Raw genomic sequence first — 17,360 nt, forward strand, 5'->3', positions numbered from 1 at the left:
GAATTAAACTTATGAAAAAATCATCTGTATTTATTTTAAAATCAATCAAATAATAAAAATTAACCATTCCAAAATTCCCGGTCCAGACTTCTGTATTGTATGGCTTCGGAAATATGATGAGACAGAATACTCTCAGATTCTTCGAGGTCAGCAATTGTTCTGGCTACTTTCAGAATTCTGTCGTAAGCTCTTGCTGAAAGATTAAGTTTTTCCATCGCTAATTTGATGAGTCCGAAAGATGTTTCATCCAATTCACAAAAAGCTTCAATTTCTTTAGGTCCTATTTGGGCATTACTGCTGATATTTAAGCTTTGGTATCTTTTATTCTGAATATCTCTGGCTTTCAGTACGCGACTTCTGATGTCTTTGCTTTTTTCTCCTTTTCTTTTTTCAGAAAGCTGTTCAAACTCTACTTTCTGTACTTCAATATGAATATCAATCCTGTCCAACAGCGGTCCTGAAAGTTTATTCATATACCGCTGCATTTCATACACAGATGAGGTATTGTTAGGATCATCGGGAAAAAATCCGCTTGGACTGGGGTTCATAGAAGCTACCAACATAAAACTCGCAGGATAATTTACGGTAAATCTGGCTCTTGAAATGGTCACTTCCCTATCTTCCAGAGGCTGTCTCATCACTTCCAGCACCGTTCTTTTAAATTCAGGCATCTCATCAAGAAACAAAACGCCGTTATGTGCAAGGGAGATCTCGCCGGGCTGCGGGTAGCTTCCCCCTGTAAATTTGTAAAGTAGATGATAAAATTTGAATAAAAATCATGCTTTTTTACAAAAGAAAGTGATAATTCAGATCTTAAAAAATGAATCTACACCAATAAAATTACAATTTATGGTGATAATAAGTTCAAAAAAGGTTCATGAGATTGATCTTACAAAATATCTCAGAAATACAGAGTCGCTAGTTATTCAGAAAAATCCTGAAAAGAAAATAACTTATGAATTAGTAAGGGATTACATGCATATCTTAGAAAAAGATAATAATGTAATAAGTTATTGTGAACAGCCGTTCAAGGTTAACTATTTCTTTAAAAATATAATTAAAGAATTTGTTCCTGATTATTATGTAAAATATAAAAATGATAAAGAAGAATTAATCATATTAAATGTTGGAACTAAAGAAGCTTCAGAGCTTTTAGAAATTGAAAAAACACTTCGAAAAAATACGATCAAATTTAGCATGCTACATTATAAAGACATAGACTCAAATCTTCTTTTTAATTATAAATTTTTAAGTAATTACTACCACAAAGGAAGGTTTATTAATGATATGGATATTCAGACAATATTTACAATAGTCGATAAATTCAAAAAACTGACTGTCAGTCAATTATTAGAAGAAGTTGGAAAAACTTTTGAAAGAAAAGCAGAAATTCTCTATGTTACTTGGTACTTAATTAACAGTAATTTACTTAATTTTAATAAAGAGGAAAAGCTATCGCTCAAAACTATAATTTGGGATAAACATGAATAGAACATATATTTCAAAGGGTGAAAAGGTCATTTATGATAACAAAGAATGTATTATTACGAAAATAATAAGTACATCTAAAGTTTCTATTTCTGAAATTCATTCTAATATAATCCATACTGTATCTTTAAAAGACATAACTCCATTCGCAGATTCAAGCTGTATTCCCATGGAAATACTTACTGATAAAGATTGGGAAAAGGCTAAAGCCCGCTTTAATATTATAAAGCCCATACTTTCCAATCGAGGTGATCTTTCATTGATAAATCGTATTGCTTTTGAAAATAATGTTAGTGTTCCTACAATATACAGGTGGTTAAAATTTTATGACAATGGCCAAACTGTAGCTTCTCTTGCTGGAAAGAGAAAAACTGGAGGTCAAGGCAAAAGTAGGCTTACTAATAAACAGGAGGAAATTATTTCTGACAAAATAAATTCAGTTTATTTAAATCAGAATAGGAGATCAATAACGAAAGTCATTAGAGAAGTAAAAATAGCATGTCATGATTTAGGAATTCCTTCTCCTCATGACAATACTATTAGAAGTAGGATTAAGGGAATATCAGATGAAGAAAAAATAAAAAAAAGATTAGGGATAAAGGAGGCACGTTATAAATATGAACCTATAAAATCAAATTATGAGGAAGCAACCTTTCCTCTATCAATCGTACAAATAGACCATACTCTATTAGATATAATATTAGTTGATGAATTAGAGAGGAAAGCCTATAAAAGACCTTGGATTACAGTTGCTATAGATATATATAGCAGAATGGTTATTGGCCTCTATCTATCTTATGATCCACCAGGAGCAATTGGTACTGGAATGTGTATTTCGAATTCAATTCTTCCTAAAGAACTATGGCTAGAGAGAATCGGAGTTTCTGCAAATTGGCCGTGTTGGGGAGTAATGGATTCTCTACATTTAGATAACGCTAAAGAGTTCCATGGCAAAATGTTAAGGGATGCATGTGATAACTATGGAATATCTTTAAAATACAGACCAATTGCAACACCACATTATGGAGGACATATAGAACGGTTGCTTGGTACATTTGCTTCAGAAATACATAACCTTCCCGGAACTACATTTTCAAATGAACAAGAAAGGAAAAATTATAAAAGTGAAGAAAATTCATCTCTAACTTTATCAGAGCTTGAACGTTGGCTAATAACCTATATTACAAAAATCTATCATACAAGAACTCACTCATCACTTGGAATTTCTCCATTAAAAAAATATGAAGATGGGATAATGGGTAATGAAAATATACCCGGTCGGGGTATCCTTCCTAGAATAAATGATATTAGAAGAACAAGATTAGATTTTATGCCTTATGTTGTTCGCTCTATTCAGGAATACGGAGTAGTTATTGATCATCTATATTATTATGCTGATGTTTTAAGACCATACATCCATAAAAAAGATAACAATAAAGGTTATATTTTTAAGAGAGATCCTAGAGATATAAGTTTAATTTATTTTCTAGATCCAATAACAGAAGAATATTTTGATATTCCATTCAGAAATGCTACTTATCCTGCTATTTCTTTATGGGAGTATAGAGATTCTCTTAAAAAAGTTAAAGAAAGAAATAAGGAAATTACTGAAGAAAATATTTTTGAAGCATTCAAAGAATTGACAAATATTGAAAATAAGTCCGTTTTGAAAACAAAAAGGCAAAGAAGAGAGCCTAAATCCTTTGACTATAGAAATGAAAGCAATACCTCAAAAATTGACTTGAATAGTTTTATACCTGAAGATAATGAGATAATTAAACCCTTTGAAGATTTAGACGATGAAGCATTTAACAAAAAATACTAGAGAATTTGTTGAACGGGCAACCGAACACGAAAGGATCTCGTCTTGTAGATTTCCAAAATGGATTGGATACAGCCAAGCAACTAAAATTATTAATAGAATGGATGAACTATTGATTTATCCTAAAAGCACTAGAATGACCAACATTTTGCTTGTAGGAGAATCTAATAACGGAAAAACTGCCATTCTTAATAAATTTAACCAAAGATATGAGGCATCTTATGATGAAAAAACTGGGAACGTAATAAACCCAGTAATCATGGTTCAAGCACCACCAGAACCTGATGAAAGAAGATTTTACAATGCAATTTTAGAACATATATTTGCACCATATAAGACATCTGAAAAACTGGATTTAAGATATTTACGTGTGAAAAAGATGCTAACAGAATTGCAAACAAAGGCATTGATAATAGATGAGATTCATCATGTATTAGCAGGTACACCAACAAAACAAAGAAAATTTTTAAATGTTATTAAGCATTTATCAAATGACTTACAGATACCCATTATATGTGCAGGAACAATGCTTGCTTTCAATGTCATACAAAGTGATCATCAATTAGCAAATCGCTTTGAACCAAGAGTTTTACCCAAGTGGTCTAATGATATGGAATTTAAGCGTCTCTTAGCAAGTTTTGAAGCTCTAATTCCATTAAAAAAGGAATCAATGCTCACAGAAAATTCGATGACAATGAAACTTCTTGTAATGAGTGATGGTCTGATTGGAGAAGTTGCAAGAATACTTGAACTTTGTAGTATTGAAGCTATTAAAAGTGGAGAAGAAAAAATAACTAAAGAGATAATACTGAATATTGATTATATTTCACCTCAAGACAGAAAAAAAAGATATTTTGTTTGATGGTTTACATTAAAAAATTCAAAAAGAATATATTTCCTGCATATATTAATCCTGAAACTGACGAACTATTTAGCTCATGGTATTGTCGATTAGCCATTAATCATTGCGTAAAACCATTAACCTTTATAAAGCATAATTTTGGTCATAATGCACCAATTTTTGGAAGAGATATCGACTACCTTAAACCGGACTACGTTGTCAATTTTTTATTAAATCATACTCCACTATCTAGCAAAGAAATTGATAGATTATTTCTCACTTCATATAATGATGTTTATTTTAATAATTATTCAAATAGAAAAAGCCATATTTTGAGTTTAGGATTAAACAATAGAAAGCGAAAAAGATTTGGTACTATGTGTTGCCCCAAATGTTTATCTACAAATCCTTATTATAAAAAAGAATGGCGATTATTTTCCACCATCGTTTGTACCAAATGTCAATCATCATTAATTGACAGATGTCCTAATTGTCAAAAGCCAATCTCTTACCATCTTATTTATAGTAGCGGAAATCAATCTATTCCGGACCTTTCCTTTATATTTTCATTATGTTGGTATTGTAAAATGGATTTATCTAATTTTGCCCCTCAAAAGGCTACACCTTTAGAAATGGAATATCAAAGTTTTATAAATTCGACTTTGGATAAGGGGTTTAATTATTATACAAACTATTCATTTTCATTCATTAATGGGCTTATATTATTATGTAGAACAGCTAGAGGTACCAGAAAAAATAAGTTTAATCAGAAATTAAATATTCTTTTAGCAAATACATATAATTTTAATTCCCTCCCGATAAAAGAGGAAACTGGCTTTTGGACCTTACAAGAAAGGAAGGAAACTCTTCCTATTATTTATAAATTCATAAAAGATTTTACTATAGCTAAAAATTTACCAAAGGATCTTAACTTGACTAAATCATATCTTAATATTTACAATAAAGATATAGACTATTGGCTTATTTCCCTGTTAGATCTTTAATCCCTTTAGCTATTCGATTATAAAGACTTTCCACACTATCTTCGAAAGTTTCTCTTTTAATTTTATTAAGCGAATCTACAACCATAAAATTGTAGAGTTTTAATTTTGATGTTTTTAGTAATGACCAATTAGATTTATGGTCTCTTCTTACTTTTATTATTCCATTTTTTAACCCTTCATCATGCTCTGAGTCAAAACCTCCTTCTCCAATATATTTTATAATTCCTATCCTCTTTGATTCGTTATTACTTGCTATAATACAATATTGTTGATATTGATATTCAATTCTAAAAAAGACAATGGAACCATTTTTTGTAAAATTTAATGGATCATAAGAAAAAACGCTATTACCTTGTCTTTTCAAATAAATATAATCACAAGCAAAATCTTTATCTTTTTCTAAAAGATCAAAAGCTGATAAGATAATACGCATGTAATCAGAATTCTCAGAAATACCAGAAATCAAATTTACAAGACCTGTGTCACTATCATTACTATGATTAGATGTTAGTTCATCATAATCTCTGATATGTTTAATAAAACTATTTTCAAAGCTTGTATTATTTTTAATAACTGTTGGTATAGCGTCTGTAATATTTGGAGATTCCAAAAATTTAGGTCCTTCATCATTAACAATAACATCGAGAATAGCTTCATTATTTGTATAAAGTGTATCTGCTACAATTTCTCCATTATTATTATGATTATATCCCACGCTTGTTCCCTGAATTATTTCATTTGCATTCTCATCTTCAATTTTTAAAGCTGCATCTTGATCATCTAAGATAAAATTCTCAACCTCAAACAATGCTTCACCGGAAGGTAATGATACATTGTCAATAGCATAAACCATATTAATTACACCATCCTTATCAACGGGATGATAATGAAGATCCATTTTTATTATAGCATCTTTTTCAAAGGGCAATGAGTAAAGTATGTAAGACTTTAAATCCTTATTATTTCTCTGTTTATCAAACAATTCCTTTAAAAAGCTTCGTCTTATATTATACAACCTTTTAATATCACCTTTGTTCAAGAAGTAAAATTTGCCTAATATTCTTGCCTCTGGTTTATTGATGAGTGATGACCTATAAGCAACAACTGCATAATCATCAAATTCATATGGTTTTACTATACCCGGAATAAAAACTCCATATATTAAATAATAAAGAGTTAAAGAGGATAACGAGTAAAAATAAGCCTGTATTACGTTAAACGGTATTATAAATTTCAAATTCTCTATATCAACCTGATAACATGGTACATCTCCGTAAAGCCGGGAATTAAGCAAAGGATAAAATGTTTTTCCGTTTCCTAGTGTATTCTCAATATTTAGTATTGTTCCATTATGTATTCGATTAATAAGAATATCTTTTACAATATTAATTTTTTCATGATTATGAGCTGATTGTAGAAAATCTCCTAAGTATTCATAATAATTACCTTGTCTATGCCTAATTGTATATTCTTCTCTAAAAGGAATACAGAATGTTTTCAAATTTTTTTGAAACTTAAAATAAGTATTATTACATAACGTAATATAAACCTCTCTATAAATAACATCATTAATATAATAACTTCTGCCAAGCCATGAAATAAACCAAAATTTATTTTTAAAGTCTACTTTATCGGCTTCTTCATATACCCAATCAGGAAGCCTGAGCTTTTTAGGAAGTCTTTGTGCAATTTTTGGTAACATCTTGTGAATTACAATAGGTAATGATAAAAATATCAAAAATATTGAGCCATTCAAAAAAATTGTCTTTAATAAAAATATTATCATATAATACTATTGACTTTGTCAAAAAAAAACTTTAACTTTGCATCATACTAATTGCATATATGCAATTAGTATAATAGAGAAAATTAATTTTTAAGAGTTAAATAATGTCTTTTTTTTGTTCTTCACTCATAATCATTGACTTTGTCGAAAAAAAAATGTAACTTTGCTTCATAAGAATTGCATATATGCAATTCTTATTATTACAAAAACTAATTTTCTCTTTTTTCCTAAGTGCTATTCATATCATTATTGACTTTTTAAATAAAAATTCGTACCTTCGCAGTAAGTAATTAATTGCATATATGCAATTAATTACTTAAACGGAAATAAATTTGACTTTGTCAAAAAAAATAACTAACTTTGCCTCATACTAATTGCATATATGCAATTAGTATATAATAAAATATATGGCTAAATTCGAAAAATATACTGTTGAAATTGAAGATGCTTTAGAAGAAAATGATTATAAAGTGCTTACAACAGAAGAATTTGAAAGATTAGTTTCATCAATTAAACAAATTAAAGGAATTAAAAGTGCTTCAAGAAAAAAAATTAAAGAATTTCTTCTTGAACATTATATAGTTCAAAATAGACTTCAAGGTCAATCAAATTCTGAATTCTATTATCTAAAAGATAGTAAAATTGATCAATATGATATTGCATCAACTCGATCTAGATCTGCTTTTTTTAGCCACTACTCTGCATTAGCGATACATAACTTAACAATACAACTTCCTAAGCAGGTATATCTAACTTGGGAGAGAAAAGGGTTACGTCATCAAAATGACACATTCTTAATTCAAGAAAATGTTGACATCGCCTTTAGTAAGACTCCCAGAATAACTCAGGATAAAAGAAAATATAAAGGGTTTACAATTAATTTCATTAATGGTCAAAACCATAATCTCTTAGGAATAGAACCTTTTAGAAACAAATATTTAGTATCAAATATCGAAAGAACATTAATCGATGTTTCTGTAAGACCTTTCTATGCTGGTGGGATTACTCAAGTTCTCCAATCTTTTGAAGAAGCTAAAGATAAATTAAATACACAGAAATTATTTGATTATTATGTAGAAATGGATTTTACTTATCCATATCATAAAGTCATCGGCTTTTATTTGGAAAAAGCAGGATATAATGAAAAAGACTATGAACCATTTCTTAATATGGATTCAGACATTGACTTTTATTTAACATATAATATCCTGCACAAAGATTATAATAGCAAGTGGAAGCTATTTATTCCGAAAGGTCTTTAAATTGACTGGCTATTTTTAATAGCTCGTCAAAATAAAAATCATACTCTTTTAATTCTTCATCCGCAGAAACAGTCTGTATAACTCTATTCCAGTCATCCCTGTTATGTTCTCTTAAACTTTCCAATTTATTAATTAATGATAAAGGTACTTGCTTCGCTTTGAAAATTTCCCTCAAAATATCTTCTTCTAAATTTAATTCTGCTTGACTATATATAGTATATATATCATATACATCTCTAGCTCTTTGTTTTTCTTTGGCACTAGGTACAATTTCTTTATATTCAGGCATAGTTTGACACAATGCTCTAATCTTTTCCAGGAGAATCATTTCCAAAGTATAAACTCTTAAAAGAATACCTTCAACCTCTTTTGTTGTTGCTGTTTCTACATATTCATAAGCACTAATATCGACTGAATATTGTGTGGAACTATTATCATGAACAGAAATAGCATTTCTCCTAATGCTATCGATATCATCCCCAAATTCAATAAATTTATCCAGCTCAATAAGCTTAAATAATATGATATAACCTTTCCATTCCGGAATAACATTGTTCTTTGGCTTTAATTCAAATTTAATATCGAACGCTTTTAAATTTTCTTTACGGAATACTCTATCAAGTATCATATCTAATACTATAGGCATTTTCTTTATTTCTTCTTCTGTAAATTCTCTTTCTACTGAAAAATCAATATCTATAGATCCTCTGTTTGTTATTTCATATGCCAGTTGTAAAGCATTCCCTCCTTTTAGAACTAAGGAATGCATAAGAAACTCTTCTGACATTAAGGCTCTTAATGTCAACATTTTAATTTTGTTTATATCCATGGTTATTTAAGAATATTTCATTGAAAAATAATGATAAAAAACTAAAGATATTAATTAAAATTAATATTGACTACTATAACGAAAAACGTTCCTTTAATGAGACTACCTTATACTTCCAAAATTTGAATTAAATATAGTCTCTTTTACCGTTTAATTTAATAGTTTTGTAAATAAACCTTTTTTGAAACTTAATTATGACAGTTGGATATGCTAGAGTATCAACTTCAGAGCAAAACATCTCTACACAAGTTGAGCTTTTAAAAGAAAATGGATGTGAAAAAATTTTTACTGATATTGCAAGTGGTGTTCGTGAAGATAGGTCTGGATTAAATGAAATGCTCTCATATCTACGAAAAGACGATGTAATAATAGTATATAAAACGGACCGAATTTTTCGATCACTAAAAAATATGATTGAACTAATTGAAAAGTTTAATGAGAAAGGTGTTCTTTTCAAGAGCATCACTGAACCTGCATTTGACACGACCTCTGCAAATGGGAAATTTATCATTCAAATTTTTGGAGCTGTAGCTGAGTTTGAAAGAAACTTAATTAGTGAAAGAACAAAATCTGGTTTGGAAGGTGCGCGAAAAAGAAAAAAACTTTTAGGTAGACCTAAAGGATCAAGCCAAACAAGTATTGAAAAGTATCAATTTGCTAAACATCTCTATGATAACAAAAACATTTCTATTGACAAATCATGTAAACAAGCAGGAATAAGCAAGGCAACTTTTTATCGTATAGACAATAATAAAAAGTAGTATTCTGTAATACTCTTAGAAATAGTCATCAGCCAAAAACACACAAAAATTTATTTTTTTATATTTTATTTTGAATTTTGTGTGTTTTTTGTATATTTGTAAAAAATTTCAATATGAACATTGGAGATAGAATAAGAGAATTAAGGATAAAAAAAGGGTTTTCACAAGAAGACCTTGCAATTCGCTCTGACTTTTCAAAATCATATATTCAGAAATTTGAAGAAGGGCAAAGAGAAATTCGCTCATCACAATTAGTACAATTGTCAAGGGGACTAGGTACTAGTATTGTTGATATTTTAAATGGAACAGATTATGGATCAGAAGAATTTACCCTAAGAAATATTGAATTTAGAGAAGGTTTTAAAATTAATTTTGATCAAAAATTTTTTGAGCGAAAAATTTTAGGAGAACTACATGAAAAATATAACTCCTACTGTAAACTTGAAAAATTGGCGGATTCAATAATAATATTCCAGAACCCGCTTAAAAATTTTGAAGAAATCACTTCAAAAAAACACGTTGAAGAAGCAGCAAAAATTTTAAGAAAAAAATGGAAATTTGAAACTACACCTATATATGATTTAGTAATTTTTCTAGAAGATTTAGGTGTTAAAATTTTTGAAGTAACCGAAGACGAAAGTTTTGCTGGCTTCTCTTGTTGGGAAAAAAATAGTCCCATAATTGTAATTAATATTAAAAATACGGATATTCCAAGAAGACGTTTTACGCTTCTTCACGAACTTGCCCATTTATTATTAAAGTTTAGAAAAGGTGAGGAATATGAAAAAATAGAGCGTTTTTGCGATCATTTTGCAGGAGCAATGCTTTTACCATATGAAGCTTTGGTAGAATATATAGGTGATAAATCAAGTATTACTCTAGAAGAATTAAAAAGAATTAAAAGCAGATATGGCATTTCAATATTTGCAATTTTAATAAGAATGGTAAGCCTAGAGTTCATTGAATGGGAGAAATATCAAGAATGGAAGGAACTATATTATTCTTGGAAAGATAAAGATATAGCTTACGAAGACACGGAAAGAGTTAGTCGATTTAACTACCTGTTAGCTAAAGGACTAAATGAAAAACTGTTTAGTAAAAGTATGGCAAGCCAATTGTCCGGGATGACAATTAGTGCATTAAGTAGAGAATCGTTTACCACTGAATTTACGTTAAAATGATAGTATTAAATGATGTCGAGCTTATCATGCCATTACGGTCAGTAGGATTATTAAAAGATGGCTTATTTGGAATTTCTCAACTGTATTTTAGTGAGAATTATTTTGAAGCAACTGAAGTAATTGCAATAAAAGAGCTAGAAAAAAATGGAGATCTAACAATTTTTGATCTATCAAACGATTTTTTTAGTTTCTACAATAAGAATCATGCGTTAAATCCCAATATAGCAGTGACAGATATTTCATCTGTTTATTATGCTCAAAAATACAAATTGACATTAGTTTCAAGATGTAAACATGTTGGGAAATTTGCATCACAATGTGATGTTAACATTTGTGAACCTATTGAAGCTCTAAAAGCAATAAATGCAAACAAGGAACAAATAAATATATTAGAATATATAATGACTAGTATAATGACAAATTAGAGTAACTATAAAAGAAAAGCCTGAATCATAATGATTAGGCTTGTATTGAAGGATAATTATCTTATCTTCTTGATTTGAGACCTCAAAGGTAAAAATAATTATACTTTTCTACAAGATTTTTCATAAAAATCAGTGCGTTTTCATTTTTAAGTTGCTGAATTATAAATATTTAAAACTTAATATTATGGCAACTAATGCACCGAAAGACGGAAGTCGCAAAGGAGCGGTACGAGATCGTTCCCAAGTTCAAAATCCCAAAACTGGATTATGGGTTAAACGTAATACTGAAACAGGTCAGTTTATGGATGTAAAAACATCAAGTCCTCAACCATTTAAAGGGATAAGAAAAGAAAAGTAATTATTTTTATGAAACCAGATTTTTTTCAAAAAACAGTAGTGCTTGACCCTGAACAAAGTACGGGTAAGCTTAAAGTTAGTACACTATGTGAGCTAATTGATTCACATCCATATCGGGATGAAATATACAAATCATTTAATATTGATAAAATACAAGATGAAATCATTTGTATTGATTACATTGATCTTGTATTTAAAAAAATTCAGTACTATAATGAAAATTATAATCGATATTCTATTTATGCACAAGTAAAGGATATTGATGTTTATGAGACTGAAGAAACCATTGATGGCGAAGTACACACGGATATTATTTTCAATTTTGAGGAATACGTCGAAATTGACGAAGTAAAAAACCACTTAAATACAATTGCTATTTATGATGCAAAAAATACTTTTTTAGATAGCTATGAAATGACAAAATATGCTAACAATCTTTTCAAGATTAAAGAAGCAGATCTTGCCAGATATAATATACAATTCTTCAAAGAAAAAGCTAAAACAAATTCTAAAGTAAATAAGCATAAGAGTTATAGGCTTGTAGAACACAACAATAAGATTTATTTAAGAGGTATTACTTCAATTAATAAGTATTTCGAATATGGTGTTGACTTTACTTTTGTAGTAAGTATGCTAATTTTGCATCAAAATATGAAAGCTAATCCTGGAATCGAATATATTATAAGAAGTGCAGCTTTAAATGAGTCTAAATTAGACTTAATTGTTTCTGAAAAATTTTTGAAAGATGCCGGAGCATTTGGAAGTATATCTACTGCAGTTAATATTTCGACAAATGATTTAGGACAAGGCTCACTTAGTTTTTCAAACATAATAAGTGTGGGTCGACTTGAAAAAGGATTTTTCATCTATCGAAGAAAATCCGAGGTAGAATCAAATAAAGAGATAGTTCCTCATACAACAAAGCCAGAAAATGTCTTTCCCATATTTAATAATATGGGAGGTGTATTAAATACAAGTGACGAGTTTATAAGGGAATTAACTGAAATAAAGGCTATAAAGAATCCTGACGAGTTAAGAGTAAAAATTTTATCTAAGATAAGTAGTCCCCGAAGCTCTCTTAAAGGCATTACTAAACTTTCAGATATTTTTAATCGTAAAATTGATAACGAAATTTCAAGTTTTGCAAAATTAATCGAAATGTGTGAGAAAGCAGAAGAGCTAGAGATCGATTATGATTTAAAAGATAAACTGCGTTATATTATCTCTGACATAATGCTGTATGGAAGCTAAAAGAAACCCGATGTAATAGTTAATTTACATCGGGTTTTTCTTAGAATGAATCTTCTTTAATTAAAAAACAAACCTCAGTTTTTTTCTTGTTATTTTATCATCTTGAATTAGAATTTATCATCTTCTTTTGTAATTGACAGCTTCTTTCAAAGTCAATGGAGGTAAAATACTGGGAACTCTTTTAGCCAGCATGGTTTTTCCGCTTCCGGGAGGGCCAATAAGGATGATATTATGTCCGCCTGCAGCTGCCACTTCCATAGCTCTTTTAGCCGTTTCCTGACCTTTAACTTCAGAGAAATCGAAAGGAAAATTATCGATCTTCTCATGAAATTCTTTTCGGGTATCCAAAGTAATCTTTTTAAGAGGTTTTCCTTCATTAAAAAAATCAATTACTTCTCTTATATTTTCGACTCCATACACTTCAAGATCATTGACAATGGCTGCTTCTCTGGCATTCTGTATAGGAAGAATAATTCCTTTAAAACCTTCTTCCCTGGCCTGAATTGCAATGGGAAGAACTCCTTTTATCGGCTGCAGGCTTCCATCCAGAGAAAGCTCACCCATAATAATATAATTACTAATTTCCTCAGCTAATATCTGATCTGAAGCGGTTAAAATACCAATTGCAATACTCAGATCATAGGCAGAACCTTCTTTTCTGAGATCTGCGGGAGCCATATTGATGGTAATTTTCTTTCCGGGAATTTTATATCCTACATTTTTCAGTGCGGCAGAGATTCTATAGCTGCTTTCTTTAATTGCATTATCGGGAAGGCCTACCAGATGGTATCCTACCCCGCCGGTATCTACATTCACTTCAATTGTTATTGTCTGTGCAGCTACTCCATGAATGGCACTTCCATAAATTTTAATCAACATGGTGTGTTTTTGAAGTAAAAATAATTAATATACTATTTTGAAAATCTGATATTTATATGAATGATATTCTAGTTGACTAGCTATAATAAAAAAGATATTACGAAAACAGACACTGAAATTCTATGCCTACAGAAGCAAATAATACGAATAAAAAAAAATCGGTACAAAAAGATTTGTACCGATCCAACCATTATTAAAAACTAACGAAAGAGATTATTTCATCTGAATTCCGGATAGAATACCAAGTGTGAGTCAGGAAGCCGGATGCCGCAAAGAGAGAATTCCTTTTGGGGGTAATTATGACGTAATTAGATTAACAAGGATGAAATTTTATCTATTGAGCGTAAAGTATTAAAATAAATTACTCTAGTTCTTCTTCAATACAAGAAACGTCTCTCCTCTGACATCCAATCTTCCTTCCCACAATCAATATTTTAACACATTCAGACTATGTAATCCTATTTTTTTATAAATCTATTTTTATATTCTTTTCCATCTGCACTTTTAGAAACAATGATATAGTTTCCTGGTACAAGCTGGCTTACATCAATCGCCTGATTATATTGATGATCATTTTTCTTCAGAACAAGCTTTCCGGACATGTCTATAATAGTAACTTCCTTATAGATTTTATCTGATTCTTTTCCGATATAAAGATGCTGTGCTGTAGGATTGGGATAGATTTTCAGATCATTATCTTTACTCTTCGTCTCTCCCGTTCCCAGGTTGCTGCAGAATTCCCAGTTTCCGAAATTCACTTCCACAAAAGCAAACGGATCCAGCATCTCACATTGATCAGGGCAATATTCTGTACAGGCATAAAACCCATACTTTCCGGAACTTGTCGCCACATAAGTATCTCCTACTACTCCAGGGATGATGCAAGGATCTCCCGGCAACGCAGGATTACTGCTTGGCACACATCTGAACCAGGTATGTTTGCCATATACAACAGGAAATATATTGTCAAACTGTACAGATGCTCCATTACATACGTTCACGATTCCCATATTTTCCTGATAGGTTCCCGGAGTATACGTTGTCATCATAGCCGGAAGACCGTATACAAATCCATCAGCAAATACTGCAGGACTTTCAGCAATACAGTCACCGTCTGTAACTTTAACTTTAAAATAATTCAGCTGGTCATTACCGCTAATGGTTAACTGCTGCGATGTAGCTCCCGAAATAGCTACCCAAGGGTTGTTATTGGGTGTCTGCCAGGTCCATTCCTGTTTGTACCATTGATAACTTCCATAAGCCTGTGTGGTAGAAATTATTTCATCTTCCACGTTACAGAACAAGATTGTTCCCGGATATTTCTGTCCGAGTCTTGGACTGGTAATTGTTGGAGTACACTGTGCTTTTATATCCAAAATACTGAATAATAAAAACACTAAAAAAATTAGTTTTGTTTTCATATATAGATTATTAAGTGTGATTTGGTTTAAAAATCCTCTACATCAATCCAACAGCACTCTGATCCCGAATTTCATATTAAAATGAAATGGTTTCTCTTTATAAATGGTATTAGGAGCATTTTCTTCCTTGAAATGATATCCTATTCCCGGCTCGGCATAAATTCCAACTTTATCTATGACCTTCAACTGAAATCCTACTGCAGTGTTGACGGAAAACTGAAAAGGTTTTGGTTCCACACGCTCTTTTGAGGATTCCTTTATTTCATCATTTACCACATAAGTTGTTGTAATATTCCCTGCTATGGGTTTTTCAACAAGCGCTCCGCCTGTAACATATCCTGTAAATCTCCCCTTCTGAATAACATTATAATTGACCTGCACCGGAATTCCTATATAATGGACGGTCTGATCTCCTTTAATATAGTTGTTATCACTCCCTGAATGCAGTTCAGAAGAGAGTTTCGTATAATTCAGTCCCGTTCCAATCCCCCATCTTTTCCCTAAATTGTAGTAAAGAGACAATCCGAACGTAACTGGTACTTTATGCCTGATTCTTGCTTCTACCTGCTGACTCTGATTCGCAAGTAATATTGCCGTCAGGGGGTCATCATGATGTTCTGATGTAGTAAACACCTGCTCAACATTCATTGCTTTTCCGGTGATGGAGGCATATCCCGGAAATTGCTGTTCTGCAGAGTTGGAGGCAACATTTCCTGTAAGCATACTCAGCATCCAGGATTTTTTGTCACGGATTTTTTTGGTAGTATGTTTTGTATTCTCAGCATATACTTCTTTTAATTCTTCCTGTTTGAAAACCTCATCAGAGGCCTTCTCTATGGCAGGTTCTTTTACGATATCATCAGCAGGAGATACTTTTTGAACAATCTTGCTTTCCTGATGAGAAGATTCCGCAACAGCCGGAAGTTTGATGATGTCCTGAATATTCTGATTCTTTTCTTCTCTGTTTTTTTCTTCAGTATTCAAATATTTCTTTGCCTCTGTTTTCTCAGGAGTGAGTGTATTCAATATATTTTCAGCTAAAAGAGATGTGATATCGGATTTCACTTCACTGCCTGAGACTTTTTCAGTTTCCAGAGGTTTCAAAGAATTCTTTTCCTTTCCTTTTTTCACATCTGCCGGTTTCTGAGACAAGGTTTTGTCTGTATCATTCTGCGGCAGGAGTTTCGTCAATAAAAAGAGCAATACAATGGCAGCCGCAATACCTCCAAGGCGATAGAATAAAGATTTTTGTCCTGTATAATTTCCTTTTTCTTTCTTGCCTGCTCCACCTTCATGAATTTCGGGAATAAACCCGGGAATGCTGTTGTTCTCGTCTTCGGAGAACAGCTCACCTTTGATGTCATCCCACAATCCTTCCGGAACGTCCTCTTCATGGTCATCCATTCTGCTTCGCAGGTTATTTAGCCATTCATTATTCATATTGTGCTTTTTTTGACATTTTAAATTCTTTTATTTTCTGAACAAGCAGTCCTTTTGCGCGGTGAAACTGAGATGCAGAAGAATTTTCTGCAATTCCCAGCAGTCCGGCAATCTCCTTATGGCTTTTTTTCTCAAATACAAACAGGTTAAAAACAGTTCTGTACCCTTCCGGAAGAGATTTTATCATCATCATAATATCATCACGCGGAATCTCTTCAAAATCCGGTTCTTCTTCATTAGGAATATCCGGAAGATCATCTACTTCCACCGCAGATTTAAAATCTCCTTTCTGTTTGATATGCTTCAAAGATTCATTGACAGTAATACGGGTCATCCAGGCTTTTAAAGAACCAACTCCTCTGTACTCAAAAGATTCTATCGAACGGAACATTTTGATAAAACTGTTTTGAAGCACATCATGAACATCTTCTTTTTCTGCGAGGTAGCGGGAACACACATAGCTCAGATTTCCGGAATAAGCTCCAAAAAGCTCTTTCCAGGCAGCTTCCTCCTTCTTCAGAAGGTGCTTTACCAAAATCTGTTCTTTACTTTCTTCCATATACTGCTACTGCTGCCATATCCGATGGGATATTATAAAACTGTCAGGCAAAAA

15 protein-coding genes and 2 pseudogenes are annotated in these 17,360 nt (G+C 31.3%); 10 read left to right on the forward strand and 7 right to left on the reverse strand.

Annotated features, from left to right (window positions below; all coding sequences use genetic code 11):
- Window positions 1–59: 59 nt before the first annotated feature.
- A pseudogene (locus FW780_RS14055) lies at window positions 60–737 on the reverse strand (ATP-binding protein); the annotation flags it as partial.
- A 28-nt stretch (window positions 738–765) separates the two neighbouring features.
- On the opposite strand from FW780_RS14055, the gene FW780_RS14060 reads away from it, so the two are divergent.
- Genes FW780_RS14060 through FW780_RS14075 form a run of 4 tightly spaced genes read left to right on the forward strand, consistent with a single transcriptional unit; the run spans window position 766 to window position 5,155 of the window.
- The gene (locus tag FW780_RS14060) at window positions 766–1,491 is read left to right on the forward strand and encodes a hypothetical protein (protein ID WP_149834160.1); all 726 of its coding nucleotides are present in this window, start codon (window positions 766–768) and stop codon (window positions 1,489–1,491) included.
- Entirely contained in the window at window positions 1,484–3,313 is a 1,830-nt protein-coding gene (locus tag FW780_RS14065) for a Mu transposase C-terminal domain-containing protein (protein WP_149834161.1), read from the forward strand. Before FW780_RS14060 ends, FW780_RS14065 begins: the two co-directional genes overlap by 8 nt.
- Entirely contained in the window at window positions 3,288–4,172 is an 885-nt protein-coding gene (locus FW780_RS14070) for a TniB family NTP-binding protein (protein ID WP_138401815.1), read from the forward strand. The genes FW780_RS14065 and FW780_RS14070 overlap by 26 nt, the downstream gene beginning before the upstream one ends.
- Entirely contained in the window at window positions 4,172–5,155 is a 984-nt protein-coding gene (locus tag FW780_RS14075; protein ID WP_138401814.1) for a TniQ family protein, read from the forward strand. The genes FW780_RS14070 and FW780_RS14075 overlap by 1 nt, the downstream gene beginning before the upstream one ends.
- Here the strand turns inward: FW780_RS14075 and FW780_RS14080 are convergent.
- On the reverse strand, window positions 5,133–6,857 hold the full coding sequence (locus FW780_RS14080) for a hypothetical protein (RefSeq protein ID WP_138401813.1): 1,725 nt from the start codon (window positions 6,855–6,857) through the stop codon (window positions 5,133–5,135). The genes FW780_RS14075 and FW780_RS14080 overlap by 23 nt on opposite strands.
- 491 nt (window positions 6,858–7,348) lie before the next feature.
- Here FW780_RS14080 and FW780_RS14085 point away from each other — a divergent pair, with 491 nt between their 5' ends.
- Entirely contained in the window at window positions 7,349–8,203 is an 855-nt protein-coding gene (locus FW780_RS14085; RefSeq protein ID WP_138401812.1) for a type IV toxin-antitoxin system AbiEi family antitoxin domain-containing protein, read from the forward strand.
- On the opposite strand, the gene FW780_RS14090 is transcribed toward FW780_RS14085, so the two are convergent.
- Window positions 8,184–9,032 carry a nucleotidyl transferase AbiEii/AbiGii toxin family protein gene (locus tag FW780_RS14090; RefSeq protein ID WP_138401811.1) on the reverse strand — a complete coding sequence of 283 codons (849 nt, stop codon included), beginning with the start codon at window positions 9,030–9,032 and terminating at the stop codon, window positions 8,184–8,186. The genes FW780_RS14085 and FW780_RS14090 overlap by 20 nt on opposite strands.
- Before the next feature lie 194 nt (window positions 9,033–9,226).
- On the opposite strand from FW780_RS14090, the gene FW780_RS14095 reads away from it, so the two are divergent.
- From FW780_RS14095 to FW780_RS14110, 5 genes are all read left to right on the forward strand, one after another.
- Window positions 9,227–9,793 (forward strand): recombinase family protein, encoded by a 567-nt coding sequence (locus tag FW780_RS14095; protein ID WP_138401810.1) that lies wholly within the window; start codon window positions 9,227–9,229, stop codon window positions 9,791–9,793.
- Between the two features lie 113 nt (window positions 9,794–9,906).
- Window positions 9,907–10,974, forward strand: a complete 1,068-nt coding sequence (locus FW780_RS14100) for a helix-turn-helix domain-containing protein (protein WP_138401809.1) — start codon at window positions 9,907–9,909, stop codon at window positions 10,972–10,974.
- A complete protein-coding gene (locus FW780_RS14105) occupies window positions 10,971–11,399 on the forward strand; it encodes a hypothetical protein (protein WP_138401808.1) in 429 nt (142 codons plus the stop codon). Before FW780_RS14100 ends, FW780_RS14105 begins: the two co-directional genes overlap by 4 nt.
- Window positions 11,400–11,583: 184 nt before the next feature.
- Complete coding sequence (locus FW780_RS22430; RefSeq protein WP_167510715.1) at window positions 11,584–11,757, forward strand: hypothetical protein; 174 nt, start codon at window positions 11,584–11,586, stop codon at window positions 11,755–11,757.
- Between the two features lie 8 nt (window positions 11,758–11,765).
- Window positions 11,766–13,007, forward strand: coding sequence for a hypothetical protein (locus FW780_RS14110; protein ID WP_149834162.1), 1,242 nt, complete (start codon window positions 11,766–11,768; stop codon window positions 13,005–13,007).
- A gap of 135 nt (window positions 13,008–13,142) precedes the next feature.
- Here the strand turns inward: FW780_RS14110 and FW780_RS14115 are convergent.
- From FW780_RS14115 to FW780_RS14130, 4 genes and pseudogenes are all read right to left on the reverse strand, one after another.
- Window positions 13,143–13,886: pseudogene (locus tag FW780_RS14115) on the reverse strand (magnesium chelatase domain-containing protein); the annotation flags it as partial.
- Between the two features lie 458 nt (window positions 13,887–14,344).
- Entirely contained in the window at window positions 14,345–15,307 is a 963-nt protein-coding gene (locus FW780_RS14120; RefSeq protein ID WP_149834163.1) for a T9SS type A sorting domain-containing protein, read from the reverse strand.
- 42 nt (window positions 15,308–15,349) lie between these two features.
- Window positions 15,350–16,747, reverse strand: coding sequence for a porin family protein (locus FW780_RS14125; protein ID WP_149834164.1), 1,398 nt, complete (start codon window positions 16,745–16,747; stop codon window positions 15,350–15,352).
- On the reverse strand, window positions 16,740–17,306 hold the full coding sequence (locus FW780_RS14130) for an RNA polymerase sigma factor (RefSeq protein WP_149834165.1): 567 nt from the start codon (window positions 17,304–17,306) through the stop codon (window positions 16,740–16,742). Before FW780_RS14130 ends, FW780_RS14125 begins: the two co-directional genes overlap by 8 nt.
- Window positions 17,307–17,360: the final 54 nt, after the last annotated feature.

The organism is Chryseobacterium sediminis, from assembly GCF_008386505.1.
GTDB classification, from domain to species: domain Bacteria; phylum Bacteroidota; class Bacteroidia; order Flavobacteriales; family Weeksellaceae; genus Chryseobacterium; species Chryseobacterium sediminis.